Annotated in this window: 23 protein-coding genes; 4 read left to right on the forward strand and 19 right to left on the reverse strand. The window is 71.7% G+C overall.

Annotated elements, in window-relative coordinates; translation table 11 throughout:
• Positions 1 to 3: 3 nt before the first annotated feature.
• The 3 genes from H4687_RS03705 to H4687_RS03715 are packed head-to-tail and all read right to left on the reverse strand — an operon-like array spanning position 4 to position 1,643.
• The gene (locus H4687_RS03705) at positions 4 to 432 is read right to left on the reverse strand and encodes a VOC family protein (RefSeq protein ID WP_046915758.1); all 429 of its coding nucleotides are present in this window, start codon (positions 430 to 432) and stop codon (positions 4 to 6) included.
• Between the two features lie 42 nt (positions 433 to 474).
• Positions 475 to 1,404 (reverse strand): sensor histidine kinase, encoded by a 930-nt coding sequence (locus tag H4687_RS03710; RefSeq protein ID WP_046915759.1) that lies wholly within the window; start codon positions 1,402 to 1,404, stop codon positions 475 to 477.
• On the reverse strand, positions 1,401 to 1,643 hold the full coding sequence (locus H4687_RS03715) for a hypothetical protein (RefSeq protein ID WP_318787703.1): 243 nt from the start codon (positions 1,641 to 1,643) through the stop codon (positions 1,401 to 1,403). Before H4687_RS03715 ends, H4687_RS03710 begins: the two co-directional genes overlap by 4 nt.
• A 298-nt stretch (positions 1,644 to 1,941) precedes the next feature.
• Here H4687_RS03715 and H4687_RS03720 point away from each other — a divergent pair, with 298 nt between their 5' ends.
• Positions 1,942 to 2,793 (forward strand): RNA polymerase sigma factor SigF, encoded by an 852-nt coding sequence (locus H4687_RS03720; RefSeq protein WP_046915761.1) that lies wholly within the window; start codon positions 1,942 to 1,944, stop codon positions 2,791 to 2,793.
• A 54-nt stretch (positions 2,794 to 2,847) separates the two neighbouring features.
• Here the strand turns inward: H4687_RS03720 and H4687_RS03725 are convergent, their stop codons facing one another.
• From H4687_RS03725 to H4687_RS03735, 3 genes are all read right to left on the reverse strand, one after another.
• The gene (locus tag H4687_RS03725; RefSeq protein WP_046915762.1) at positions 2,848 to 3,267 is read right to left on the reverse strand and encodes an ATP-binding protein; all 420 of its coding nucleotides are present in this window, start codon (positions 3,265 to 3,267) and stop codon (positions 2,848 to 2,850) included.
• A gap of 135 nt (positions 3,268 to 3,402) precedes the next feature.
• Positions 3,403 to 5,958 carry a SpoIIE family protein phosphatase gene (locus H4687_RS03730; protein ID WP_050399324.1) on the reverse strand — a complete coding sequence of 852 codons (2,556 nt, stop codon included), beginning with the start codon at positions 5,956 to 5,958 and terminating at the stop codon, positions 3,403 to 3,405.
• Between the two features lie 76 nt (positions 5,959 to 6,034).
• Positions 6,035 to 10,303 carry a HAMP domain-containing protein gene (locus H4687_RS03735; protein WP_046915639.1) on the reverse strand — a complete coding sequence of 1,423 codons (4,269 nt, stop codon included), beginning with the start codon at positions 10,301 to 10,303 and terminating at the stop codon, positions 6,035 to 6,037.
• Between the two features lie 415 nt (positions 10,304 to 10,718).
• On the opposite strand from H4687_RS03735, the gene H4687_RS03740 reads away from it, so the two are divergent.
• From H4687_RS03740 to H4687_RS03750, 3 genes are all read left to right on the forward strand, one after another.
• A complete protein-coding gene (locus H4687_RS03740) occupies positions 10,719 to 11,126 on the forward strand; it encodes a YciI family protein (RefSeq protein WP_046915640.1) in 408 nt (135 codons plus the stop codon).
• An 8-nt stretch (positions 11,127 to 11,134) separates the two neighbouring features.
• Positions 11,135 to 12,280 (forward strand): RNA polymerase sigma factor, encoded by a 1,146-nt coding sequence (locus H4687_RS03745; protein WP_046915641.1) that lies wholly within the window; start codon positions 11,135 to 11,137, stop codon positions 12,278 to 12,280.
• A 149-nt stretch (positions 12,281 to 12,429) separates the two neighbouring features.
• Complete coding sequence (locus H4687_RS03750; RefSeq protein ID WP_046915642.1) at positions 12,430 to 12,813, forward strand: hypothetical protein; 384 nt, start codon at positions 12,430 to 12,432, stop codon at positions 12,811 to 12,813.
• A 55-nt stretch (positions 12,814 to 12,868) separates the two neighbouring features.
• On the opposite strand, the gene hypE is transcribed toward H4687_RS03750, so the two are convergent.
• The 13 genes from hypE to H4687_RS03810 all read right to left on the reverse strand — a co-directional run bounded on the left by hypE (position 12,869) and on the right by H4687_RS03810 (position 24,915).
• Positions 12,869 to 13,957, reverse strand: a complete 1,089-nt coding sequence (hypE, locus tag H4687_RS03755) for a hydrogenase expression/formation protein HypE (protein ID WP_046915643.1) — start codon at positions 13,955 to 13,957, stop codon at positions 12,869 to 12,871.
• Positions 13,950 to 15,080: a hydrogenase formation protein HypD gene (gene hypD / locus H4687_RS03760; protein WP_046915644.1), complete on the reverse strand. Its 1,131-nt coding sequence runs from the start codon at positions 15,078 to 15,080 to the stop codon at positions 13,950 to 13,952. The genes hypE and hypD overlap by 8 nt, the downstream gene beginning before the upstream one ends.
• Positions 15,077 to 15,382, reverse strand: coding sequence for a HypC/HybG/HupF family hydrogenase formation chaperone (locus tag H4687_RS03765; RefSeq protein WP_020114736.1), 306 nt, complete (start codon positions 15,380 to 15,382; stop codon positions 15,077 to 15,079). The genes hypD and H4687_RS03765 overlap by 4 nt, the downstream gene beginning before the upstream one ends.
• A gap of 33 nt (positions 15,383 to 15,415) precedes the next feature.
• A complete protein-coding gene (gene hypF, locus H4687_RS03770) occupies positions 15,416 to 17,812 on the reverse strand; it encodes a carbamoyltransferase HypF (protein WP_046915645.1) in 2,397 nt (798 codons plus the stop codon).
• The gene (gene hypB / locus H4687_RS03775) at positions 17,809 to 18,618 is read right to left on the reverse strand and encodes a hydrogenase nickel incorporation protein HypB (RefSeq protein ID WP_046915646.1); all 810 of its coding nucleotides are present in this window, start codon (positions 18,616 to 18,618) and stop codon (positions 17,809 to 17,811) included. The genes hypF and hypB overlap by 4 nt, the downstream gene beginning before the upstream one ends.
• Positions 18,619 to 18,621: 3 nt before the next feature.
• A complete protein-coding gene (locus H4687_RS03780) occupies positions 18,622 to 19,020 on the reverse strand; it encodes a hydrogenase maturation nickel metallochaperone HypA/HybF (protein WP_046915647.1) in 399 nt (132 codons plus the stop codon).
• A 135-nt stretch (positions 19,021 to 19,155) separates the two neighbouring features.
• On the reverse strand, positions 19,156 to 19,260 hold the full coding sequence (locus H4687_RS48405; protein ID WP_373560660.1) for a DUF6893 family small protein: 105 nt from the start codon (positions 19,258 to 19,260) through the stop codon (positions 19,156 to 19,158).
• A gap of 11 nt (positions 19,261 to 19,271) precedes the next feature.
• Entirely contained in the window at positions 19,272 to 19,817 is a 546-nt protein-coding gene (locus H4687_RS03785) for a hydrogenase maturation protease (RefSeq protein WP_046915648.1), read from the reverse strand.
• Positions 19,814 to 21,247, reverse strand: coding sequence for a hypothetical protein (locus H4687_RS03790; protein ID WP_046915649.1), 1,434 nt, complete (start codon positions 21,245 to 21,247; stop codon positions 19,814 to 19,816). The genes H4687_RS03785 and H4687_RS03790 overlap by 4 nt, the downstream gene beginning before the upstream one ends.
• Positions 21,244 to 21,936, reverse strand: coding sequence for a DUF6084 family protein (locus tag H4687_RS03795; protein ID WP_046915650.1), 693 nt, complete (start codon positions 21,934 to 21,936; stop codon positions 21,244 to 21,246). Before H4687_RS03795 ends, H4687_RS03790 begins: the two co-directional genes overlap by 4 nt.
• Positions 21,933 to 22,604 (reverse strand): DUF5947 family protein, encoded by a 672-nt coding sequence (locus H4687_RS03800; RefSeq protein ID WP_046915651.1) that lies wholly within the window; start codon positions 22,602 to 22,604, stop codon positions 21,933 to 21,935. Before H4687_RS03800 ends, H4687_RS03795 begins: the two co-directional genes overlap by 4 nt.
• Positions 22,601 to 23,134, reverse strand: coding sequence for a hypothetical protein (locus H4687_RS03805; protein ID WP_046915652.1), 534 nt, complete (start codon positions 23,132 to 23,134; stop codon positions 22,601 to 22,603). Before H4687_RS03805 ends, H4687_RS03800 begins: the two co-directional genes overlap by 4 nt.
• Positions 23,131 to 24,915 carry a nickel-dependent hydrogenase large subunit gene (locus tag H4687_RS03810; protein ID WP_046915653.1) on the reverse strand — a complete coding sequence of 595 codons (1,785 nt, stop codon included), beginning with the start codon at positions 24,913 to 24,915 and terminating at the stop codon, positions 23,131 to 23,133. Before H4687_RS03810 ends, H4687_RS03805 begins: the two co-directional genes overlap by 4 nt.
• Positions 24,916 to 24,983: the final 68 nt, after the last annotated feature.

Genomic DNA, 24,983 nt, shown 5'->3' on the forward strand with positions numbered 1-24,983 from the left:
CCCTCAGTCGAGACAGAACTCGTTGCCCTCGATGTCCTGCATCAGGATGCAGGAATCGCTGCCGTCGTACAGGAGCCGCACGCGTACCGCGCCGAGCGCGAGCAGGCGGGTGCATTCGGCCTCCAGCGTGGCCAGCCGCTCCTCGCCCACGAGTCCGGTGCCGACCCGCACGTCGAGATGCACCCGGTTCTTGGCGGCCTTGCCCTCGGGGACGCGCTGAAAGTACAGGCGCGGGCCGACACCCGAGGGATCACCGCAGGCGAACCACGAACCCCGGTCCTGCGGGGACTGGGAGGCGTTGAAGTCGTCCCAGGTGTCGAAGCCCTTCGGCGGTGGCGGTACGGCGTACCCCAGGACCTCGCACCAGAAGCGGGCGAGGCGCTCGGGTTCCGCGCAGTCGAAGGTGACCTGGAACTTCCTGATCGTTGACATCGGCGCACCCTACCCCGCTCGTCGCGGGCGGGGCGGGGGCCGTCAGCGGTGGAGGTAGAAGCGGACGGTGGTGCTGTCCGGGGCGGTGTGCAGGCGTACGAGGTCGGAGACGTAGTGGACCAGCATCAGGCCCCGACCGCCCAGCTGGTCACGGGCCGGCGGCCGGCGGCCGGCCAGTTGGTCGGTCAGCCGGCCGCGGTCGTGGACCTCGCAGACGATCTGGTCGCCGTCCGCCCAGATCCGCAGGGTTCCCGTGCCACCGCCGTGCACCACGCTGTTGGTGGTCAGTTCCGCCACCGCGAGCATCAGATCCTGCCGCCGGTCCTCGGCGAGGCCCAGCTCCCGGGCCTCCCGCACGGCGAAGGCGCGTGCCTCGGGGAGTGCTTCCGCGTCGAACGACAGCGACGCGGCTCCGGGCGGGCAGACGAGCGGCTGGTTGTAACGGGCGACGACGCGGTCGGGATCGTAGGCGTCGCTGGTCAGTTCGACACCGGTGTCGATGACGACGGGATGCGTGGCGTAGGCGTCGGTGAGCACCTCCGGCTCCAGCGCGTCCGCGTCGTAGGGACACAGGATCGTGACCTCGCGGCCCTGGAAGGCCGCGTTGATGAGCGCCTCGTGCTGGACACACGCCGGGTACTCCACGGCCGAACGGCCGGCCCAGATCGGCTCGCCGATGATCCGCACCCGGCCCGCCGGGTGGGCGTCGGCGAAGGCCCGCAGGACCCCGGGGATGATCCGCCCCGGGTTACGGCCCACCCGGGTCATGTCGAGGAACTCGACCTCGGCGGCGCTCGCTCCCATCCCGGCCTTGATCAGTTCGAGGTTGGGGCCGGGAACGGCGACGGCGACGGCCTCTCCGGCGGCCAGGCCCTCCGCCAGGAACGGCACCGTGCCCGCCGTGTACTGCTCCTCGCCCCGGTAGAACAGCGCGGGGTGCACAAAGGGTTCGACGGGGAGGGCCGTGCTCATCGTCCTGCCACCTCGATCCCTGTATGGCCGGGCCAGAAGATGTGCAGGATGCGCTCCAGCTCCGGCGGCGGACGGTCCACGACGATGCGGCCGCTGCCCAGTCGCTGCGCGGTGACCGCCAGCGCCGCGGTGCCGCCCACATCGATGGACGTCAGATCGGACAGTTCCACGAAGGAGACCTCCGTATGGAGGCGCGCCAGGTCCTCCAGTCCTTGTGCCCAGAACGAGCGGGTGATCACGTTGATTTCTCCTGCAGCACGAATACCAGGACGACTGGGCAGAGAGCGGATCTCCAGCACCGCGCCGCCACGCGGCGACCCCGGCACCGTCCTGTGCGCACCATGAGAGACGTCCACGCCCTCTCCCCCTGCCTCTGGCTGCCCCAGCGGGCTACGGACACGTCATCGTATAACTTCGTCGGCGCTCGGATCCGTTCGTGAATACGCACGCATGACTGCGGGCAGACGGGGTAGGCGGCACGCCGGCGGCCGAGTCCACGGACTGAGGCCGGCTGACCAGCGAGGAAGGAAAGCAAGGATGACGGCGACAACGAGTCTTGGGACGAGCGTCGACCACACCACCGTTCAGCTGCCGGAGATCTCCGATCCGCTGAAGGTGGCACCCAGGGACGCGCGATCGCTGTCGAAGCTGTTCTTCGAGCAGCTGGCCGTCCTCGAAGAGGGCACCCACGCATACCAGTACGCGCGCAACACACTGATCGAGATGAACATCTCCCTCGTCCGCTACGCGGCCGGCCGGTTCCGCAGCCGGGGCGCGGACGAGATGGAGGACATCGTCCAGGTCGGCATGATCGGCCTGATCAAGGCGATCGACCGGTTCGAACTCTCGCGCGAGGTGGAGTTCACCACCTTCGCCGTGCCCTACATCGTCGGAGAGATCAGGCGGTTCTTCCGCGACACCTCCTGGGCCGTGCACGTGCCCCGTCGCCTGAAGGAGGCCCGCGTCGAACTCGCCCGCGCCACCGACGAACTCAGCAGTCGCCTCGGCCGCGGCCCGACGGTCAAGGAGCTGGCCGAGCTGATGAACCTCTCCGAGGAGGAGGTCATCGAGGCCCGTCTGGCCGCCAACGGCTACAACTCCTCCTCCCTCGACGCCGCCATCGGCGGTGACGAGACCGGGGAGGCGGCGCTCGCGGACTTCATCGGCAGCGAGGACGCCGGCATGGAGCTGGTCGAGGACTTCCACGCCCTCGCCCCGCTCCTCGCCGAACTGGACGAACGCGACCGGCGGATCATCCACATGCGGTTCGTCGAAGAACTCACCCAGGTCCAGATCGCCGAACACCTCGGCTGCTCGCAGATGCACGTCTCCCGTCTGCTCTCGCGCACCCTGGCCCGCCTGCGCCGGGGCATGCTGAGCACGAACTGAACCCAGCGGCGCCCCGGCGGCCGGCCGTCCGTCCCGGGCGGTCGTCACCGGGGCTCAACGGTCGTCGCCCGTCCGGCCGGTACCGGCCGGACGGAAGCACGCCGACACCGTCTTGCCGTGCCGCTGGCACTTCATCTCCAGCTCGTCGGCCAGCATCCGTACGATGCCCACGCCGCGGCCGGAGACCTCCCCGGCCTGCGGATTGCGCTGGCGCGGCAGGGTGGGGTCCTCGTCATGGACGCTCACCTGAAGGCATTCGCCGTCCCAGGTGAGAATCAGATGCGCGTCGCTGTGCGCGTGGACATGTGCGTTGGTGAGCAGTTCGGACACGGCCAGGACGATGGCGTCCACCGTCTGCGGCTCGGCGGCGGTCCACGGGAGGGACTCCAACTGCCTCTGTGTCCACCGCCTGCCGGCCCGCACACCCCCGGACACGGGAAACGAATGTGCCCAGCCCTTCGCCTTGATCGTCACCGGCTTCCCCGTTCTGTCCTCGGAACCGACCTCGTACCCCTCGTGTGCCCGCCGACGGCGTTCACAGACGTCCCGTCGGCCGATGAGATCCCGTCGTCCGGTTCCGAGCCGTGCACGGATCCGTCAGAGAGGGCCCTAGGTCACCTGGACGCCCACGAGGCAGGTGTCGTCGTCCGTGTCGGACTTGCTGTGGGTCAGCAGCCGGTCCAGCTGCTGGTCGAGCGTCGGCGGGACCGTGCGCGCGGCCGTCAGCAGCTGGGCCAGTGATTCCTCCACGGACCGGTCACGGCGTTCGATCAAGCCGTCGGTGTACATCAACAGAGTGTCGTCGACGGCCAGCTGGGTCTCGTTCTCCTCGTACGTCGCATCCGGCAGCGCACCCAGCAGCAGCCCCTTGACCAGGGGCAGCGGGGTCGCCTCACCGGCGCGCACCAGAACGGGCGGCAGATGGCCCGCCCTGGCCCAGCGCAGGGTGTGGCGGTCGGGGTCGTACAGGCCGCAGACCGCGGTGGCGGTGACGGCGCCGGTCAGATGGTGGGCCACCATGTTGAGCCAGGACAGCAACTGGCCCGGCCCCGCACCGGTCACGGCGAGCCCGCGCAGCGCGTTGCGCAGGACGACCATGCTGGTGGCGGCCTCTATGCCGTGCCCGGCGACGTCTCCCACGCACAGCAGCACCAGCCCGGACGGCAGGACCACCGCGTCGTACCAGTCGCCACCGACCAGGTTCTGGGTCTCGGCGGGCCGGTAGCGCACGGCCACGCGCAGCCCGGGGGCCTCCAGCGGGGCCTGCGCGGGCGGCATGATCGCGTGCTGGAGCTGGAGGGTGAGCCGGTCGCGTTCGCTCGCCTGCTGCTCGGAGTGGGCGAGCTGGTCGCGGGTGGCGGCGAGGGCGACCTCCGTCCAGTGGTGGGCGGAGATGTCCTGGTAGGCGCCGCGGACGACGAACAGCCGGCCGTCGGAGTCGAGGACCGGTTCGGCCACGACGCGGATGTGCCGGGTGACACCGTCGGGCCGCTGGAGCCGGAAGGCCGCGGAGGCGGGGCGACGGTGGTGGAGCAGCGTGCGCAGGAACCTGCCGATGGCGACGGCGTCGTCGGGGTGGGCATGGGCGGGCAGGTCCTCCAGCGGGACCGGGCCGCTGACGGACGGCTTGCCGTAGAGGCTGTAGAGCTGACCGTTCCAGGTGATCTCGCCGGTGAGGAGGTTCTCCTCGAAGCCGCCGATACGGCCGAGGCGCTGGGCGTGCTGCAACAGGCTCGCCAGCCGGGCGGTCTCGTCCTCGATGCGCCAGATGAGCAGCACGCTGCCGCCGTGCCGGCTGATGTTGACGTCCGCCACCGCCGACAGCGGGACCTCGTCCACCAGGGACGTGAGTCGCATGCGCCGGGCCCGGAACGGCTCACCGGTGGCGTAGACCCGCTCGACCTGCCCGAACAGCTCGCGCTCGCCGGCGGCCATCGGGTACGTCTCCAGGAGCAGGGCTCCGTTGACGACCCCGCGCGGCCGGCCGGCCGGGTCGAGGAAGCGGCTGTTGACGTGCTGGATGCGGAAGTCGACGAGCTCTCCGGTGGCGTCCAGGTACGGGACGAGCACCAGGGCGGGGTCGTGCAGGCCGTCGGCCAGGTTGATCAGCTCGGCGACGTCGGGCAGGATCGCGGCCCGCGTCTCCTCGTCGGTGCGGTCCGGGACGTTGGTCTCCAGGGCGTGCGCGCACAGCTCGGCCAGCGCCTCGATCTGGCGGACGATCTGCGGCGGCTGGTCCTGCAGCGGCGTGGGCCAGACGATCTCCAGCACACCATGGATGCGGCCGCCGGTGCCCGCGGGTACGGCGAAGCGGCCGCCGTCGGGGTGGTGGTGCCGGCCGATGGAGGGCAGGCCGGCCTCCGACAGACAGCCGATCCAGTGGCCCCTTCGCTCGCCGAGCCCATGGCGGGCCACCGTGGCGACCCCCGGAGGCACGTACCGCCAGCGGGCCGCCTCCGCGGCGGGGAAGCCCGCGCTGCCGGCCAGGGTGAGGGAGCCGTCGGCGCCCAGCGCCCAGATGGCCACCGCTTCGGCACCGAGCGGTGTCAGAGCGTGTTCCAGCAGGGAGTCGGCCACGGCCTGGGCGTCGTGGGCGGCCAGCGCGCCGCTCTCGGCGGTCCGCAGCCGTACGGCCGGGGAGTCGCCCCCCGGCGCCTCGGGGGCCTCGTGGCGGCCCTCCGTGATCGCGAGGAAGGTGGTGGTGACCTCGGAGAGCCGGTCGCGCGCGGCCTGGTTGATGACGTCGACGGCGAATTCGAGCGGGGTCACGCCCGCCTGCTCGGTCAGCTCGGCGAGCTGGCGTGCCGCCTGCGACGGCCCGCACCCGAGCCGCTCGACGAGGATGCCCTTGGCCAGCTCGATCAGGGCACGCCCGTCCGCCTCGGCCTGCGCCTCCTGCACCTCGCGGCGCAACCGCTCCACGGTCGCGGCGAGTCGGCCGACAGGGGTCGACACCCCCTTGCCGTCCCCTTCCCTTCCGTCGGCCGCCTCCTCGTCCGTCTCCTGGCGGCCCGGCACGGCGGGAAGGTCGTCACGGGGCACGGACAGCACGCCGAAATAGTCGTCGGACAGCAGGCCGGTGTCGGCAGTCGGGCCGCCGACGGCCGACTGGTCCGTCGGCGCGCCGGCGTCCTGCGGCTCGGCCGGCTGGTGGGGTTTGCTCACGTTCGACCTGTTCCTCGGCTCGGGTGTCCGGGGACACCGCACGGTCGGCTGGTACGCGGGGCGGCGGGTGTCCCCGTCATACGGACAGCCAGCGCCGGACGCGGCCGATGAGGTCGTTGGTGTCGACCGGCTTGGTGACGTAGTCGTTCGCGCCCGACGCGAGACTCTTCTCCTGGTCGCCGGGCATGGCCTTCGCGGTGACGGCGATGATGGGCAGTTCGGCGTACTGGGGCATCGCCCGGATCTCCGAGGTCGCCGAGTACCCGTCCATCTCGGGCATCATCACGTCCATCAGCACCAGCGAGATGTCCGGGTGGGCCAGCAGCATCTCGATCCCCCTGCGGCCGTTGTCGGCGTGCAGGACCTGGAAGCCGTGGAGCTCCAGCATCCCGCTCAGTGCGAAGAGGTTGCGCGCGTCGTCGTCGACCACGAGCACCGTACGGCCGAGGAAGGCGCCGTCGACGACCTGCGCGGCGGGGCGCTGGGACTCCTCGGCGCGCACCAGGGACAGCACGTCGCCCGGCTCCTCGGCGGACAGGTGCAGGGTGATCCGTTCACGCAGTTCGTCCAGGCTGGAGAGGAAGTCCAGCGGGCGGTTCTCCGCGCGGGAGCGCAGCGTCTGCTCGTGCGCCAGGTCCACGCGGTGACCGGTGTGCACGAGGACGGGCACGCTGGCGAGCGCGGAGTCGCCCTCCATGGCCTCCAGCAGTCGGGCGCCCTCGCCGTCGGGCGTGCCGATTTCGAGGACCACGCAGTGGCAGGGTTCGGCGGCCAGTGTGCTCGCGGCCTCCTGGGCGCCGATCGCGGTGATGATGTCGATCGAGCCGAGCGGGTCGTCGCCGGGCGCGAGGTCGGCGACCGCGCGTTCGGCGACGAGGGTCAGCAGTCCGCGCGGGCGGTCCTCGACGACCAGCAGACGCCGCCGGCGCTGCTCGGGCACCGCGGGGGAGGCGGCGACCGGTCGCGAGGCCGGGGTCAGTTCGCGGCCGGCGGGGTGGGGGTGCTCGGTCAACAGAGCGCTGCCGTCGAGCACTTCCTCGAAGTCGGCGCGTGCCACGGGCAGGTAGAGGGTGAAGGTGCTGCCCTGGCCGGGTGTGCTGTCGACGGTGACCGCGCCGCCGAGCAGATGGGCGATCTCCCGGGTGATCGACAGGCCGAGGCCGGTGCCGCCGTACTTGCGGCTGGTGGTGCCGTCCGCCTGCTGGAAGGCCCCGAAGATCGTCTCCAGCTGCTGCTGAGGGATGCCGATACCGGTGTCCTTCACCCGGAAGGCCACCACGGCGCCGCCGCGCAGGACACCCGTGGGCACCTCCCGGTCCGCGGCGGGCTCGATGCGCAGGGTGACACCGCCCTGTTCGGTGAACTTCACCGCGTTCGACAGCAGGTTGCGCAGGATCTGACGCAGCCGGGAGTCGTCGGTGAGCAGGTCCACGGGCGTGCCCGGCGCGGTGGCCACCGTGAAGTCCAGACTCTTCTGCGTCGTCATCGGCCGGAACGTCGCCTCGACGTACTCCAGCAGCTTGCGCAGCGGCACCCGTTCGGGGGTGACGTCCATCTTGCCCGCCTCGACCTTCGACAGGTCGAGGATGTCGTTGATCAGCTGCAGCAGGTCAGAGCCTGCCGAGTGGATGATGCCGGCGTACTCGACCTGCTTGGGCGTCAGGTTGCGCGAGGGGTTCTGGGCGAGCAACTGGGCGAGGATCAGCAGGCTGTTGAGCGGGGTGCGCAGTTCGTGGCTCATGTTGGCCAGGAACTCGGACTTGTACTTCGAGGCCAGTGCCAGCTGCTGTGCGCGGGTCTCCAGTTCCTGCCTGGCCTGTTCGATCTCCAGGTTCTTGGCCTCGATGTCGCTGTTCTGCGAGGCCAGCAGGGATGCCTTCTCCTCCAGCTCGGCGTTGGAGCGCTGCAGTTCCTCCTGCTGCACCTGCAACTCCTCGGAGCGTGCCTGGAGTTCGGCGGTCAGCCGCTGGGACTCCCCCAGCAGCTCGTCGGTGCGCGCGTTGGCCACGATGGTGTTGAGGTTGACGCCGATGGTCGGCATCAGCTGGGAGAGGAAGTCCTGGTGGATCTGGGTGAAGGGGGTGACGGAGCCCAGTTCGATGACACCGAGGACCTGGTCCTCGACCACGATGGGCAGCACCACCAGGGCGCTGGGCACGGCCTCCCCGAGACCGGAGGAGATCGTCACGTAGTTCGGCGGCAGTTCCTCGACGCTGATGGTGCGGCGGTTGCGGGCGGCCTGTCCGACCAGGGAGCGGCCGACGGGGATGCGCTCGGGCCGGTCGGTGTCGTCGGGGTAGCCGTACGAGCCCACCAGCCGCAGCTCGGGGCCGCGTTCGGTGTCCTCGGCGAGGAAGAAGGCGCCGTACTGGGCGGAGGCCAGGGGCGCGAGTTCGTCCATGATGAGTTCGGCGACGACGGGCAGTTCGCGGTGGCCCTGCATCAGGCCGGAGATCCGGGCGAGGTTGGTCTTCAGCCAGTCCTGCTCCTGGTTGGCCCGGGTGGTCTCCCGCAGGGACTCCACCATGGAGTTGATGTTGTCCTTGAGGTCGGCGACCTCGCCGGACGCCTCCACGGTGATGGAGCGGGTCAGGTCGCCCTCGGCGACGGCGCTGGTGACCTCGGCGATCGCGCGGACCTGGCGGGTGAGGTTCCCGGCGAGTTCGTTGACGTTCTCGGTGAGCCGCTTCCAGGTGCCCTCGACGCCCTCGACCTCGGCCTGTCCGCCGAGCCGTCCTTCACTGCCGACCTCACGGGCGACTCGGGTGACCTCGGCGGCGAACGACGACAGCTGGTCGACCATCGTGTTGATGGTGGTCTTCAGTTCCAGGATCTCGCCGCGGGCGTCGACGTCGATCTTCTTCGACAGGTCGCCGTTGGCCACCGCCGTCGTCACCAGGGCGATGTTGCGGACCTGGCCGGTCAGGTTGTTGGCCATGGAGTTGACGTTGTCGGTGAGGTCCTTCCACGTGCCCGCGACGTTCGGCACGTGCGCCTGGCCGCCGAGCCGTCCCTCGGTGCCGACCTCGCGGGCGACACGGGTGACCTCGTCGGCGAACGCGGAGAGCGTGTCGACCATGGTGTTGATGACGTCCGCGAGGGCCGCGACCTCGCCCTTGGCCTCGACCGTGATCTTCTGGGAGAGGTCACCGCGCGCGACGGCGGTGGCGACCTGGGCGATCGAGCGGACCTGGCCGGTCAGGTTCGACGCCATCACGTTGACGTTGTCCGTCAGGTCCTTCCAGGTCCCCGACGCGCCCCGGACGATGGCCTGTCCGCCCAGGTTGCCCTCCGTGCCGACCTCGCGGGCCACGCGGGTGACCTCGTCGGCGAAGCCGGACAGCTGGTCCACCATCGTGTTGATGGTGTCCTTGAGCTGCAGGATCTCGCCGCGGGCGTCCACGGTGATCTTCTGGGAGAGGTCGCCCTGAGCCACCGCCGTGGCCACCTGGGCGATGTTGCGGACCTGGGAGGTGAGGTTGGCCCCCATGAAGTTCACGGAGTCCGTGAGGTCCCGCCAGGTGCCCTTGACCCCCTTCACGTCCGCCTGCCCGCCGAGCCGTCCCTCGGTGCCGACCTCACGGGCGACGCGCGTGACCTCGTCGGCGAACGCGGAGAGCTGATCCACCATCGTGTTGATGGTGTTCTTCAACTCCAGGATCTCCCCGCGGGCATCCACGGTGATCTTCTGCGACAGATCGCCCTCGGCCACCGCCGTGGTCACCTGAGCGATGTTGCGGACCTGCGAAGTGAGGTTCCCGGCCATGAAGTTGACCGAATCGGTCAGGTCGCGCCAGACGCCGCCGACGCCGGGCACCTGGGCCTGACCGCCGAGCCGGCCCTCGCTGCCGACCTCACGGGCGACGCGCGTGACCTCGTCGGCGAACGCGGAGAGCTGGTCGACCATCGTGTTGACGGTCTCCTTCAGCTGCAGGATCTCGCCGCGCGCGGGTACGTCGATCTTCTGCGACAGGTCGCCCTTGGCGACCGCGGTCGCGACCTGCGCGATGTCGCGCACCTGCGTGGTCAGATTGCCCGCCATGGCGTTGACCGAGTCGGTCAGGTCGGCCCAGGTGCCCGAGACCCCGGGCACCTCTGCCTGACCGCCGAGCGTGCCTTCGGTACCCACCTCCCGGGCCACCCGCGTCACTTCCGACGTGAACACGGACAGCTGGTCCACCATGCCGTTGAAGACCGTGGCGATGTCGCCGAGCAGGCCCTCACCGTCGGACGGCAGCCGGGTACCGAAGTCGCCGTCGCGTACGGCGGTCAGTCCGGCCAGAAGCTGGCGTAGCTCCTGCTCGCCCGGGGCCCGGTCGACGGCCTCGATCGTCTTGCTGCTCATGCGCACCCTCGTTCCGCTCCCCAAGAGCCCTCGCGCCGAGGACTCGGAACCCGCGCCGGGCCGTGGGCCGGCCCGCTCACCGCCCGCATTTCCGCAGTTCACGAATCGGCCCGATGAGAAAATCCGGTGAAGGTTAACTCAGTTGTCGTCCGACAACCAAAGCCTGGTGCAGGCATCCCGACCGCCCCGAAAAGATACCGCCCGGAGGGGAATACATGACCGAGGGCGGGGCACTCGGCGGGGTTCGGCAAAGCCCCCGCGCGGCCCCGGTCCGACCTCCCTTCCTCAGGCCCTCCACGAGTCGCTCACCCGATCCCGGAAAAATCTTGGCCGACCATGTCGAGAACCCGCAACCCGCTCCGTCCCCGCTGTGAACGCGACCACAATGGCCGCACCAGTACCGAGGAGACGCACGATGGCCAAGTACCTGCTGCTCAAGCACTACCGAGGCGCACCGGCCGCGGTGAACGACGTGCAGATGGACCAGTGGACACCGGAGGAGATCTCCGCGCACATCCAGTACATGAACGACTTCGCCGCCCGACTGGAGAAGACCGGCGAGTTCGTCGACGGTCAGGCGCTGGCCCCCGAGGGGACGTGGGTGCGGTACGACGGTGAGGGGCGTCCGCCGGTCACCGACGGCCCGTTCGCCGAGACGAAGGACCTCATCGCCGGCTGGATGGTGATCGACGTCGACACCTACGAACGCGCCGTCGAACTGGCCGGTGAGCTGTCGGCCGCCCCCGGGGCGGGCGGGAAGCCGATCCACGAGTGGCTGGAGCTGCGCCCCTTCCTGACCGCGCACCCCACCATCACGGAGTGACCTCGTCGATGGACGAGGCACTGCTCCGCAGCCTCACCCCTGGTGTGCTCGCCGTCCTCGTCCGCCGCGGAGCCGACTTCGCGGCGGCCGAGGACGCCGTGCAGGACGCGCTGGTCGAGGCGGTCCGCGTATGGCCGGCCGACCCGCCGCGGGACGCGAAGGGCTGGCTGGTCACCGTGGCCTGGCGCCGGTTCCTCGACGCGACCCGCGCGGACGCCGCCCGGCGCCGGCGCGAGGGCCGCGTGGAGGAGGAGCCGGCGCCCGGCCCCGCGCCCGGCGCGGACGACACGCTCCAGCTCTACTTCCTGTGCGCCCACCCGTCCCTGACGCCGTCGTCGGCGGTCGCGCTCACGCTGCGCGCCGTCGGCGGGCTCACCACCCGCCAGATCGCGCGGGCCTACCTGGTGCCCGAGGCGACCATGGCGCAGCGCATCAGCCGGGCCAAGCGCACCGTCTCCGGCGTGCGGTTGGACCGGCCAGGCGACGTCGCCACCGTGCTGCGCGTCCTCTACCTGGTCTTCAACGAGGGCTACTCCGGCGACGTCGACCTCGCCGCCGAGGCCATCCGGCTCACCCGGCAGCTCGCGGCCGCGATCGACCATCCCGAGGTTGCGGGGCTGCTCGCCCTCATGCTGCTGCACCACGCCCGGCGCGCCGCCCGGACCGCGCCCGACGGAAGCCTGGTGCCGCTCGCCCAGCAGGACCGCGACCGGTGGGACACCACGGCCGTCGCCGAGGGCGTCGGGATCCTGCAGACGGCTCTCGCCCGCGACCGGCTGGGCGAGTTCCAGGCCCAGGCCGCCATCGCCGCACTGCACGCCGACGCGCTCACGGCCGAGGAGACCGACTGGGTGCAGATCGTCGAGTGGTACGACGAACTCGTGCGCCTGACCGACAGCCCGGTGGTCCGGCTCAACCGCGCGGTGGCCGTCGGTGAGGCCGACGGTCCCCGTGCCGGGCTGGCGGCGCTCGCCGCGCTGGAGGACTCGCTGCCGCGTCACACCGCGGTCGCGGCGTATCTCCACGAGCGCGACGGTGACCTGGCGACGGCCGCCCGGCTGTACGCCGAGGCGGCCCGCAAGGCGCCCGACCTCGCCGAGCGCGACCACCTGACCCGCCAGGCGGCCCGGCTCAACACCCGCCTGCGCGGCTGACGGGTCGCGCTCCGCTTCGCCACGGCATCGCCCCCCACCCGTGCCGAGAATGCCCCGATATGCCTTAAATACGAAGAGAAGGGGTACTTCACCCAGCGCGGCGATGCCACCACCGGCGTCCCCTCGACCAGGAAGAGGCAGGTCGGCCCATGTCGAAGAAATCACGAGCGTCCGAGCCCCCGCACGGGAAGGGCCCCAGCCGCCACGAGGGCACCGGGCAGCACGGCTGGTCGCCCGATGTGGACGAGACACGCCAGCAGGACAACCCGAGCGCTCCCCGCTCCTTCCGTACGGCCGAGCACGCCGAGGAGAGGGGCCGGGACCGCACGAAGTCGGCGGCGGAGAGGAAGTCCGTCCCGGGGGACACCGTGAAGAGTCACGGGACACGCGGTGAGGAGTACGGCGACGCGGACGAGAAGGGCCGCCGCGACACCGGGCCCAAGGGCCGCTCCCAGCGCCCCAGCGGCGCCAGGGACGCCTCTTCCTCGACCGGCGTGGACCCCCAGGACCCACCGCCGTCCAGCCACCGGTAGGCACCGGGCGTCCGGACGACGGCCCCCTCGACCGACCGGAGCCGCGAGGCTCCGGTCAGCAGATCCGCGGCAGCTGCTCCCCGATCGGCAGATCGACCACGCGTGTCCCGCCCAGTCCGGTACGGGCCACGACCATGCCGGGATGCGCCTCGACGGTCTCGCCGATGATCACCGAGTCGGCGCCGAGCGGATGGGCCCGCATCGCCTCCAGGACGGCGTCGGCATGCTCGCGCGGGACGAAGGCCACGAGCTTGCCCTCGTTGGCGATGTACATGGGGTCCAGGCCGAGGATGGCGCAGGCGTTGGCCACGGCCGCCGGGACCGGTACGTCGCGTTCCCGGACGACGACCCCGGTTCCGGAGGCCGCCGCGATCTCGTTGAGGGTCGCGGCCAGGCCGCCCCGGGTGGGGTCGCGCAGGACGTGCAGATCAGGGGTGACGGCGAGCATGGCGTCGACGAGACCGCCGAGCGCCGCGCAGTCGCTCTTGATCTCCACGCCGAACTCCAGACCCTCGCGCACGCTCATGATCGCGACCCCGTGGACGCCGATGGCACCGCTGACGATCACGACGTCGCCGGGGACGACCCGCTGGGGCCGCAGGTCCACGCCCGCCGGTACCAGGCCGATGCCCGCCGTGTTGATGAAGATCCCGTCGCCGTGGCCGGCCTCCACCACCTTGGTGTCCCCGGTGGCCACCTCCACGCCTGCCGTGCGCGCGGCGGCACCGAGCGCCTGGGAGACCCGTGTGACCACGTCCAGCTCCACGCCCTCCTCCAGGACGAATCCGCAGGAGAGGTAGGCGGCGCGGGCACCGCTCATGGCGAGGTCGTTGACGGTCCCGTTGACCGCCAGGTCGCCGATGCTGCCGCCGGGGAAGAACAGCGGCCGTACGACATAGGTGTCGGTGGAGAACGCCAGCCGGGCTCCGCCCAGGGAGAGGACGGCCGCGTCACCCATCTGGGCCAGCACCTCACCCCCGAAGGCGGGCGCGAAGATCTGCTGGACCAGCTCGGCGGAGAGGACTCCCCCGCCGCCATGGCCCATGACGACCCGGGGGCGGTCACGCACGGGCGCGGGACAGGTCCACGCCTCGATGTCCAGCGCGGCGGGGACGGGGAGACCGGTGGCGGTGGTGTCAGACAACGGGGCTCGCCTCCCGAACCTCGGTGGTGGCGGGCAGGTCCAGGCGCCGGTAGAGGTAGTACGCCGCACAGGCGCCCTCGCTGGAGACCATGGTGGCCCCCAAGGGGGTGCGCGGGGTGCACAGCGTGCCGAAGGCCTCGCACTCGTGCGGCTTGAGCAGCCCCTGGAGGACCTCCCCGCTGCGGCACGCGGCGGGCTCGGCCGTCCTGATGCCGTCGACCGCGAACCGGTGCTCGGCGTCGTGGTCGCGGTACTTCGGCGCCAGCCGCCAGCCGCTGTCGGGGATCACTCCGATCCCGCGCCAGGCCCGGTCGGTGACCTCGAAGACGTCCTCCAGCATCGCGCGGGCGGCCGCGTTGCCCTCCGGCCGGACGGCACGGGCGTAGGCGTTGTCGACCCTGTGCTCACCGCGTTCCAGCTGGCGGACGGCCCGGCGCACCCCTTCGAGGATGTCCAGCGGCTCGAAGCCCGTCACCACGATCGGCACGCGGAAGCGCTCCGCCAGCTCCGGGTACTCCCCCACACCCATCACGCTGCAGACGTGCCCGGCGGCGAGGAAGCCCTGCACCCGGCACTTCGGCGAGGACATGATCGCCTCGATGGCCGGTGGAACGCGGACGTGGGAGACCAGCATGCTGAAGTTCCCGATGCCCAGCTTCCGGGCCTGATGGACCGTCATCGCGTTGGGGGGTGCCGTCGTCTCGAAGCCGATGCCGAAGAACACCACCTCGCGGTCGGGGTTCTGCTGGGCGATGCGCAGGGCGTCGAGCGGCGAGTAGACGACCCGCACGTCACCGCCCTCGCCGCGGACCTGGAACAGGTCCCGGCCGGTGCCCGGCACGCGCAGCATGTCCCCGAAGGAACAGAAGATCACCTCCGGCCGGGAGGCGATCTCCAGCGCCTTGTCGATGACCTCCAGCGGGGTCACGCACACCGGACAGCCCGGCCCATGGATCAACTCCACCTGTTCCGGCAGGAGTTGGTCGATGCCGTGCCGGATGATGCTGTGCGTCTGCCCTCCGCACACCTCCATCAGCGCCCACGGCCTGGTCACCGTGGCATGGATGTCGTCGAGCAGCCGACGCGCCAGCTCCGGGTCCTGGAACTCGTCGATGTACTTCACGGGTTGCGCACCTCCTCCACCGGGTCCATGCCCGCCTCCGCCGCCGCCGTCTCCCACGGATCTCCGAACTCCTCCTGCAACAAACCGAGTTCGGCGAAGAGTTCGAGCGTCTGCCGTGCCGACTCCTCGTCCAGGCGTTGCAGCGCGAAACCGACGTGCACGATGGCGTACTCGCCGACCTGAAGGTCGGGCAGATACTCCAGGCACACCTCCTTGACCACTCCGCCGAAGTCGACGGTGGCCATCCGGGTGCCCTCCCGTTCCTCGATGTCCAGCACTCTGCCGGGTACCGCCAGGCACATGAGCCTCTCCTCGCTGTGGGGGTCGCGCGTCGCTCAGTCGGTGGGCGTGGGGACGGCGGTCGTGGTCCGGGCGGCCACCATCAGCTGCCCCAGCGCCAGGCCGCCGTCGTTGGGCGGCACCAGGTGGTGCCGCAGGACCGTGAACCCGTCCTCGCGCAGGCCGGCGGCGCAGGCCGAGGAGAGCAGTGTGTTGGCGAACACGCCCCCCGTCAGGGCCACCGTGTCCAGCCCGTGCCGTTCGCGCGCCCGTACGCACATCGCGCGCACCAGAGCGGCCACGCCCCGGTGGAACCGGGCCGCGATCAGCGCCGGCGCGACGCCCGCGCGCAGGTCGTCGACGACCGCCGCGAGCACGGGCGCCGGATCGGCCCGTACCGGGCCCGTCCCGCTCTCCCGCGACGCGTGCAGGGCGAAGGTGTACGCCTCACCGTCCCCGGTGGGCGCGAGCAGCGCCGCGCCCTCCAGTTCGACGGCGGCCTGCGCCTCGTATCCGGCCCGATGGCACACACCGGCCAGCGAGGACACCGCGTCGAAGAGCCGGCCCATGCTGGACGTGGGAACACAGTTCAGGCTCCGCTCCAACTGCGTCGTCAGGGCACGGAGTTCGTCGGGCGGGCAGGCGGCTGCACAGGGGAGGTCGTCGGGCCAGGGCAGGCCGGCCGCCCACAGGTGGGCCAGTGCCATGCGGTACGGGCGGCGCACCGCGGTGTCGCCGCCGGGCAGCGGGACGTAGGCGAGGTGACCGAACCGGATGAAGCGGGCGTAGTCGGCGAGCAGGAACTCGCCGCCCCATACGGCGCCGTCGTCGCCGTGGCCCGTTCCGTCGAAGGCGACGCCGATCACCGGCCGGGTGCCGTCCAGCCCGTGTTCGGCCATCGCGGCGGCGATGTGCGCGTGATGGTGCTGGACGCGTGCGACGGGCCGGTCCGCCGCGTTCCGGTCGGCCCACCGGGCGGAGCGGTAGCCGGGATGCCGGTCGGACACCAGCGCTTCGGGCCGTACCCCGGTGAGGGACGTCAGCTGCCGCGCCGCGCGCTCGAACGCGCGCTGCGTGGCGACGTCGTCCATGTCGCCGATGTGCGCGGAGAGCCAGGCGCGGCGGTCCGACCCCAGACAGAACGTGTTCTTCAGGTCTCCGCCGACGGCGAGGGCGGGCCGCACGGGCAGGGGAAGGGTGAGCGGCAGCGGTGCGTAGCCGCGCGAGCGGCGGATCACCAGGGGCCGTCCGTCGCAGACCCGGACCACGGAGTCGTCGCACGGGACGTGGATCGGGCGGTCGTGGGTGAGCCAGGCGTCGGCCAGGTGCGCGAGCCGCTCCAGTGCCTCGGTGTCGTCGGTGACGATGGGTTCACCGGACACGTTGCCGCTGGTCATGACGAGCAGGCGGGGGCCGTCCACGTCGCCGGGCAGTCCGAGCAGCAGATGGTGCAGGGGCGTGTAGGGCAGCATCAGGCCGAGGTCGGGGCTGCCGGGCGCGACCGCCTCGGCGGGCCGCGGACCGCCGGGGGTGTCCGGACGGCGGCGCCTGACCAGGACCACCGGTCTGGCGACGTCTTCGAGCAGCCCGCGCTCCTCGGGAGACAGCCGCACCAGGTGCCGGACGTCGTCCGCCGTCCTGGCCATGACGGCGAAGGGCTTGTCCCCGCGCGCCTTCCGGCGCCGCAGCAGGGCGACGGCTGCCTCGTTCGTGGCGTCGCAGGCCAGGTGGTAGCCGCCCAGCCCCTTCACGGCGAGGATCGCGCCCCGTGCGAGCAGGGCACGCGCCTCGCCCACGGGGTCGGCCCCGTCGACGCTCCCGGCCCCCGGCCGCGGTCCGAGGACCAGCCGCAGGCGCGGCCCGCAGGCCGGGCAGGCGACGGGCTGCGCGTGGAAGCGCCGGTCCGCCGGGTCCGCGTACTCGCGGGCGCAGTCGGGGCACATCGCGAAGCCGGCCATGGTCGTGGCGGCCCGGTCGTAGGGCACTGCGGTGACGATCGTGAAGCGCGGGCCGCAGTTGGTGCAGTTGACGAAGGGGTGGCGGTGGCGCCGGTCCGCCGGGTCGGCCAGCTCGGCGAGGCAGTCGGCGCAGGTGGCGGAGTCCGGGGAGACCAGGGTGCGGGCCGGTCCGCCGGAGTACGAGGCGAGGATGGTGAACGCGGCGCCGCCGCCGACGGCGGGCAGGTCGTGGTGCTCGACGGACTCGACGCGGGCCAGCGGCGGCGCCTGGGCGGCGATCCGGTCGCAGAACCGGGCCACGGCCGAGGCGGCGCCCTCGATCTCCACGACGACGCCCTCGGCGGTGTTGGTCACGTGGCCGGCCAGGGCGAGTTCGGTGGCGAGACCGTACAGGTAGGGCCGGAAGCCCACCCCCTGCACCACTCCCCGCACGACGACCCGGCGGCGCAGCGGAGCGGACTCGGCGACGGCTGCCGGGGCCTGCGGACCGCTCACGGGTGGGTGTGGGCCATGGCGCCGTCGGTCTCCGGACGCGCGTGCGTATGACCGTCATGTGCGGGGACGTGACCGTCGTGGGCGTGCACAGGAGCGTGGACGTGACCGTGGTGGTGGGGCTGGCCGGCCATGACCGGCGCGTGGACCGGGGCGCCGTCCGCGGCCGCCATCGCCCGGTCGAGCAGGGCGCCGACCCCCCGTCCCCGGCGTGCGGAGGTCATGACCACCTCGACCCCGGGGTTGACCTGTTCCACGTTCGCGCGGAACGCGACCTCGTCGAACTCGACCGCCTCCGCGAGGTCGGTCTTGGTCACCACGACCAGGTGCGCGAGCCCGAAGGCGGTGGGGTACTTCAGCGGCTTGTCCTCGCCCTCCGTCACCGAGGCGAGGGCGACCCTCAGCGTCTCCCCCAGGTCGTAGGAGGCGGGGCAGACGAGGTTGCCGACGTTCTCCACGAACAGCAGCCGGGTGCCGTCGGGCAGCCATCCGTCGAGGTGCCCGGCGAGCATGCCCGCCTCCAGATGGCACAGTCCGTCGGTGAGCACCTGTTTGACCGGGACACCCGAACGTGCCAGGCGGATCGCGTCGTTCTCGGTGGCGAGGTCGGCGCTCAGCGCGGCGACGGGTACGGACCGCTCACGTGCCCGCAGCAGTTCCTGCTCCAGCAGCGCGGTCTTGCCGCTGCCCGGACTGGACAGCAGGTTGACGACCGCCGTGCCTCGGGCGGTGAGACGCGTACGCAGTTCGCGGGCGCTCTCGTCGTTCTTCGCCAGGACGGCCTGGCGCAGGTCGGCGACACGGCACATGGTTCAGCGCTCCTCGGAGATCGGTTCGCGGGTGGACGGGTGCGCGGGGCGGCCGTTCTCCCAGCGCACGTCGACGATCTGCAGTTCCCGGCCCGCGAGCAGGTCGGTCCGCGTCCCGCCGCACGCGGGGCAGGTCAGCCGGGGCGGCATGCCGACGTCCCAGGCGTGTGCGCAGGAGGTGCAGCGGGCTCGCCCCGGCACCTCCTCGGTGACCAGTTCGGCGCCTTCCAACAGCGTTCCGGCACAGGCCAGTTCGAAGCCGAAGGCGAGCGCGTCGGGTACGACGCCGGCGAGTTCGCCCACCTGGAGCCGAACCGATCGCACCGCCGTGACGTCTCCGGCCCGGCCGGCGGCCTCCACGACCTGGTCGACGACGGCCAGCGCGACGGACATCTCGTGCATGGGGATCTCGTCCTTCCGCTGCCTGCCTCCCGCCGGGGTTCATTAGAGGCGCGCGGGACCGGGGCGTACGGCCCGGCACGCCGTGACCGGGCGGCGGGTACGCCGTTCGACCCAACCGCACGGGAGCCCGCGGCCTCACATGCGTCGGATCCGCAGATAGCGCCTGACGTCCGGCAGTACCTCGGCGGCCAGGGCGACCACGGCGGCCAGGGCCGCTCCACCGATGACGATCTTCTTCATTCCGTCTCTCCTCATGTCGTGGCCTCAGCGCTTGAGGCCCGCGCCACGGACGGATCGCCGTCCCGCAGCAGCTCTTCGATCAGCCGGACCGCTTCCGGTACGGCGTCGGCCACCGGCGCGCTGAGTCCGATGCGCTCGTCCACCGAGGCCGGTTCGCAGCCCACGACCAGGACGCGGCGCGGTGGGTCGGCGCCCGTGCCGGCGCAGAGCGTGGCCAGCAGCGCCAGGACGGAGTCGGGGGTCATCCGGTGGCCGTCCAGGGGCGGGGTCTCCTGCGCCGGGCCCGGGGCGTCGACCTCGTGCTCGATCACGTACAGCGTGCCGGGGGCTTCGCCGCGTGCCGTGGCGTCCACGAGGACGAGGGTGTCGTAGCCGTCCAGGAGCTGGTAGGCGAGGTGGACCCCCCGCACGCCGATGTCCACGATCTCCACGTGGGCGGGCAGCTCGCGTCCGGCGAGCCGGCGTGCGGTCTCCACGCCGAAGCCGTCGTCGCCGAGGAAGATGTTGCCGATCCCGGCGACGAGGGTCCTGGGGGGCGACGTGGCCGAGGGGTTCATGCGCCGTCCTCCAGCGGTGTGACCTCGTCGGGCTGGAAGTACAGGAAGCGGCCCTGCTCGCGGCGGATGTCGGCGCCCGGGTCGCCCTCCACCGTGACCGCCAGATGGACGCCCCCGTCGACGTCGTGCAGCACGGCCTCGACCACGGCGGTGCGGCCCCGCAGGAAGATGTCCTGTGCGTCGGTGTGCCGCAGGCCCGGGTGCAGTTCGACCCGGCTGCCCTGGCCCACCGAGCGGCCGGCGACGACCACCCGGTCCCGCGCCGGGTCGAAGCCCGCGTCGCTCGCCGGGTCCCACCAGGGGGTGTCGGGCCGCCCCACCCCGAACTCGTCGGGGAAGCCGACGCCCGGATCGGCGGGGCCGGGGCCGGCCGTCACCTCGCGCAGACTGCGTACCGCCCCGTGCAGCCGCTCCAGCACCTCGGCCGGCATCGACTCCGCCAGCTCGATCACGGCGGCCGCCCGTTCGTCGGTGCCTCTGGCCTCGCGTTTCTCCTCGTCGGTGAGGGCGGCGGTGCGCAGCGCGAGGATCTCGTCGATCTCCGTGGCGTCGTAGAGCGCGCCGGGGCTCTCCGGGGCGATGGCCGGATGGTCCTCCAGGATGATCGGCGAGGACAGCACCAGGTCGGCCCGGCCGGGTTCGCCGGCGAGCACGGGCCAGGTGTGCAGGTTGCGGCAGGCGGCGACCGCGCCCTTCGCCCACTCGGGGGGATCGGTCATCGACAGGAACGATCCGGCACTGAGGGCCATGAGGAGGTGGGTGGCCACCAGGGAGTGCGGCAGCGCCGCGTCCCGGTCGGCGGCGTGGCCCTCGGGCGGTGTCCAGTCGCTGGTGTTCTCGACGACGGCGGTCAGCCGCAGGGTCCGGTAGGGGCCGTCGAGTTCGCGGGCGGACAGCCGCACCGTCCCGCTGACCGCCTCGCACCGCCGCAGCAGCCGGCCGACGGTACGGCCGGCCGCGTCCAGGACCGGGGCGGTGTCCTCCCTCGCCGGCAGGCGGAAGGGGTGGGTGACGCCGTCGCCGAGGAGCGCGTCCACCGGCGCGATCACCTCGACGCGTTCCTCGAACCCCTCGTCCCAGGGCACCAGCACCCGGTCGTCGAGGTCGAGTTCGGTGACGGTGTCGAAGCCGCCGTCCGGGCGGATCCGCTGAACCGTGCGCCGTCGGGCGTGCAGGAAACGCATCTCGACCGAGAGGGTGGCGCCCGCCTTCGGTTCCATCAGGCATTCGGTGTGCTGGAAGTCGTGCTCCTCGCACTCGGCGCCCCAGCCGGGCGGCACGAGCACCCCGAACTGCCAGCGCAGCCGGTTCTTGGCCGACGAGGCGCGGTACGGGTAGAGGACGTAGCCCTCGAAGAGGACGGCGTCGGCCACCTGGCGCGCGAGGGCGAACCGCTCCTCGGTCTCGGCGGCGAACGCGGTCAGGGTCACGGGTCGGTCCTTCCGGTGGTGCCGGTGAGCGCGCGGAACGGGTCGCGCGCGGGCGGCTCGGCGGCGGCGCCTTCGTCGAGGAGGGCCTTGAGGGTCGCCTCCCAGGAGGCCAGCGCGTGCCGGGAGCGGTAGGCGAGGAGGGCGTCCATCGTGTCGCGGGGCAGCCGGATCCAGCCGCAGCCGGGGAAGTGCTGCTCGACCATCTCCCGCCAGACGGTGACCGGCATCCGGAAGGCCGCCTCCCGGTCCCAGGGGACGGGTTCGACGCGGAAGCCGCCGGCTCCGGTGAACGCCGTACCGGAGAAGAGCATGAGCAGGGGGACCTCGCCCTCGGTGAGGGCGGTGAGGTAGCGGGTGGCGGCGATCTCCATGTCGTAGGTGCAGGGCACGACGACGTCGGTCTCGATCTCTCCGGTGAAGCTGGGGACCATGACCGACACCTGGGCGAACTGCACGGGCTGGAGGGTGCTGCCCCAGCGGGAACGCTCACCGAAGAGGTCCGTCAGACCGTCGGCCTCGGCGGGCTCGTAGCCGCGGCGGGCGGGTTCGATGCGGATCTGGCAGCGCAGGGCGACCGCGTGCACGGGAGCGTTGTCGGCGGCGGTGACGCGCAGCCGGAAGACGAGGGTGGGCCCGGCGGCGTACCGGTCGGCGCGGACGCCGGTGCAGGCGAAGGAGAACTCCGTCACGGCCGCACCCCCGTCCCCGCCGGGCGCGGCGGCTCGCAGTCCACGTCCCGCAGGTCGTCCACGGGCCGGGCGCGGCGGGTGACGTCCGCGAAGAACGCGTCCAGGGCGGCGCGGGCCTCGGCTCCGCCGTCGAAGCCCTGCCACGACAGGCGCATACGGCCCACGAGTTCGTAGCAGATGTCGATGGGGACGAGGTGGGTCTCGCAGCGGCCGTCGGTGCGGCGCAGCAGCAGTGCCTCCACGTCGGGTTCGAGGAGGGCGGCGAGACGGCTCTCGCCGAGGACGGCCGCCCAGGTGTCCGGTTCGAGTTCGCTCTCGGTGGCTCCGGCCGGGCTCGGGTAGAGGGCGACCAGCCGGTCGAGCGCGGCGTTGCGGAAGAGGAAGGCGACGCCGACCGGGATCTGCAACGCCTCCCACGCGCTGTCGTCGAGGCGGTGGCCGGGGTCGGTGAGGTAGCGGGCCGGGACCGTGCGGAAGCGCCCCGCGGCGGCGCCCGGCTGTTCCATCAGCAGGGCGCAGGGGGCGCAGGCGCAGACGAGGGCGCGTTTCTCGGTGTCGACGAGGTGCCGGTGGTCGCCGGGCACCTCCACCGCGCACAGTTCGCACCGCTCTGCCTGCGGTGGGCGTTCCGCCAGGAACCTCTTCAGACCGGTGGCGGTCGCCGTCATCGGGACCCCGTAGGTGCCGTGCTGATCTGCAGGAGGGTGGGGCCGGCGGGTGCGGTGTGGACGTCGACGGCCCTGACCTCGGGTGCGAAGCAGGCGAGTGCCGCCTCGGCGGCCTCCCGGGCGTCCGCGCCGGATCCGCAGCCGCAGCCGCCGCCCGCTCGGGCGCGCACCCGCAGGGTGCCGCTGTCCTCGTCGAAGTCCACGACGTCCAGGGTGTGTTCGCGGACGCTGTCGAGGGCGCGGGCGATGCGGGTGTCCCGGTCCTCGGGGTGCAGGTCGTGCAGGACCAGCAGGCTCGCGACCACCTCGTCGCCGAGGAGTCCCTTCGACGGTTCACCGGGCGCGGAGGACAGCAGGTGGAGGATGCGGGCCAGGCCTGCGCCGTAGAAGTCCATGAGGGAGCGCACGAGTTCCTCGGCGGCCGCGGCGGCGGCCTGGTCGCCGCCCGAGGTGAGCCGGTCCAGCACCTCCTCGACGCGGCGTCCGGTCCGCTCGGCGTCGACGGGCCGGGCCGTCGTCGGCGCGCTCATCCGCCCAGTCCGCTCAGGCCGGTGGGCACGTGCATCGACTTCACGGTCCTGCCGCCGCCGACGTACATGTGGACGCCGCAGGGCAGACAGGGGTCGAAGCTGCGGACGGCGCGCATGATGTCGATGCCCTTGAAGTTCTCCGGGGTGTTCTCCTCGAAGATGGGCGTGTTCTGCACGGCGTCCTCGTACGGGCCGGGTGTGCCGAAGGTGTCCCGGGTACTGGCGTTCCACGGGGTCGGTGGATACGGGTGGTAGTTGGCGATCTTGCCGTCGCGGATCACCATGTGGTGGGAGAGGACGCCGCGGACGGCCTCGGTGAAGCCGACACCGATGCCCTCGTCCGGGACCTCGAACTTCTCCCAGGTCTGGGTGCGTCCGGCGCGGACCTCCGCCAGGCCCTTCTCCGCGCAGTGCAGGGCGACGGCGGCGGCGTAGGCCTGGAAGTACGTGCGGGCGCGGTTGCGTTCCAGGGCGTTGGACCACTTCGGGATCTTCCACTCGAAGGTGGTCTCCGGCTTGGTCATGGTGCGGGGCAGGTTGATGACCACGCTGTGGCCGGTGGCCTTGATGTAGCCGATGTCGACGAGGCCGGACAGAGCCGTGGACCACAGGCGGGCGATGGGCCCGCCGCCGGTGTCCAGGGCGAGGTGGTCCTTGCCGTCGAACCAGCGCGGGGACATGACCCAGCTGTACTTGTCGTCGAAGTTCCGCTTCTGCGGGGCGGGGATGGTGTGCTGGTTCCACGGGTGGCGCGGGTCCACCGGGTTGCCGAGCGGGTCGTGGGTGACGAACTGCTCCTGGCCCTGCCAGTCCTCGTAGTAGGAGCTGCCCAGCAGGATGCGGATGCCGAGGTTGATCTCGGTGAGGTCGTTGGTGACGAGTTTGCCGTCGACGACGACGCCCGGGGTGACGAACATCTTCCGTCCCCAGTCGGTCATGTTCGCGTAGGTGAAGTCGCAGTACTCGGGGTCGTTGAGCGCGCCCCAGCAGCCGAGCATGACCCGGCGGCGGCCCACTTCCTCGTACCCGGGCAGGGCCTCGTAGAAGAAGTCGAAGAGGTCGTCGTGCAGGGGCACGACGCGCTTCATGAACTCCACGTACCGCATCAGGCGGCTCATGTAGTCCGTGAAGAGCTGGACGGAGGCGATGGTGCCGACGCCGCCCGGGTAGAGCGTGGAGGGGTGCACATGGCGGCCCTCCATCAGGCAGAACATCTCGCGGGTGTAGCGGCTGACCTGGAGGGCCTCACGATAGAACTCGCCCTCCAGGGGGTTGAGCGAGCGCATGATGTCCGCGATCGTGCGGTAGCCGTGCTCGGCGGCGTGCGGGGCCTCGGTGCGTTCGGCGAGTTCGAGGACGCCGGGGTTGGTCTCCTTGACCATTTTTTCGCAGTAATCGACCCCGACCAGGTTCTCCTGGAAGATGTTGTGGTCGAACATGTACTCCGCCGACTCACCGAGGTTGATGATCCACTCGCCGAGGTGCGGGGGCTTCACGCCGTACGCCATGTTCTGCGCGTACACCGAGCAGGTGGCGTGGTTGTCGCCGCAGATCCCGCAGATGCGGCTGGTGATGAAGTGGGCGTCGCGGGGGTCCTTGCCGCGCATGAAGACGCTGTAGCCGCGGAAGACCGACGACGTGCTGTAGCACTCCGCGACCCGCTTCTGCTTGAAGTCGATCTTCGTGTGGATGCCCAGGGAGCCCACGATCCGGGTGATCGGGTCCCAGGCCATCTCCACCAGGCCACTGCCGTCGCCGGCCGTCTTCGTCTTCGGTGCCATCTGGGTGGGTGCCCTTCGTTGCGTCACTGCGCGGGAGGTTGGGGTGGGGGTGCGAGAAGCGGGTGCGG

The organism is Streptomyces stelliscabiei, assembly GCF_014873495.1.
GTDB classification, from domain to species: domain Bacteria; phylum Actinomycetota; class Actinomycetes; order Streptomycetales; family Streptomycetaceae; genus Streptomyces; species Streptomyces bottropensis.

What these genes read in the sequence shown, in the direction of transcription:
- H4687_RS03705 (WP_046915758.1), bottom strand. Translation starts at nt 432, where the DNA reads ATGTCAACGATCAGGAAGTTCCAGGTCACCTTCGACTGCGCGGAACCC.
- H4687_RS03710 (WP_046915759.1), bottom strand. Translation starts at nt 1,404, where the DNA reads ATGAGCACGGCCCTCCCCGTCGAACCCTTTGTGCACCCCGCGCTGTTC.
- H4687_RS03720 (WP_046915761.1), top strand. Translation starts at nt 1,942, where the DNA reads ATGACGGCGACAACGAGTCTTGGGACGAGCGTCGACCACACCACCGTT.
- H4687_RS03735 (WP_046915639.1), bottom strand. Translation starts at nt 10,303, where the DNA reads ATGAGCAGCAAGACGATCGAGGCCGTCGACCGGGCCCCGGGCGAGCAG.
- H4687_RS03740 (WP_046915640.1), top strand. Translation starts at nt 10,719, where the DNA reads ATGGCCAAGTACCTGCTGCTCAAGCACTACCGAGGCGCACCGGCCGCG.
- H4687_RS03745 (WP_046915641.1), top strand. Translation starts at nt 11,135, where the DNA reads ATGGACGAGGCACTGCTCCGCAGCCTCACCCCTGGTGTGCTCGCCGTC.
- H4687_RS03750 (WP_046915642.1), top strand. Translation starts at nt 12,430, where the DNA reads ATGTCGAAGAAATCACGAGCGTCCGAGCCCCCGCACGGGAAGGGCCCC.
- H4687_RS03765 (WP_020114736.1), bottom strand. Translation starts at nt 15,382, where the DNA reads ATGTGCCTGGCGGTACCCGGCAGAGTGCTGGACATCGAGGAACGGGAG.
- hypB (WP_046915646.1), bottom strand. Translation starts at nt 18,618, where the DNA reads ATGTGCCGTGTCGCCGACCTGCGCCAGGCCGTCCTGGCGAAGAACGAC.
- H4687_RS03780 (WP_046915647.1), bottom strand. Translation starts at nt 19,020, where the DNA reads ATGCACGAGATGTCCGTCGCGCTGGCCGTCGTCGACCAGGTCGTGGAG.
- H4687_RS48405 (WP_373560660.1), bottom strand. Translation starts at nt 19,260, where the DNA reads ATGAAGAAGATCGTCATCGGTGGAGCGGCCCTGGCCGCCGTGGTCGCC.
- H4687_RS03785 (WP_046915648.1), bottom strand. Translation starts at nt 19,817, where the DNA reads ATGAACCCCTCGGCCACGTCGCCCCCCAGGACCCTCGTCGCCGGGATC.
- H4687_RS03800 (WP_046915651.1), bottom strand. Translation starts at nt 22,604, where the DNA reads ATGACGGCGACCGCCACCGGTCTGAAGAGGTTCCTGGCGGAACGCCCA.
- H4687_RS03805 (WP_046915652.1), bottom strand. Translation starts at nt 23,134, where the DNA reads ATGAGCGCGCCGACGACGGCCCGGCCCGTCGACGCCGAGCGGACCGGA.
- H4687_RS03810 (WP_046915653.1), bottom strand. Translation starts at nt 24,915, where the DNA reads ATGGCACCGAAGACGAAGACGGCCGGCGACGGCAGTGGCCTGGTGGAG.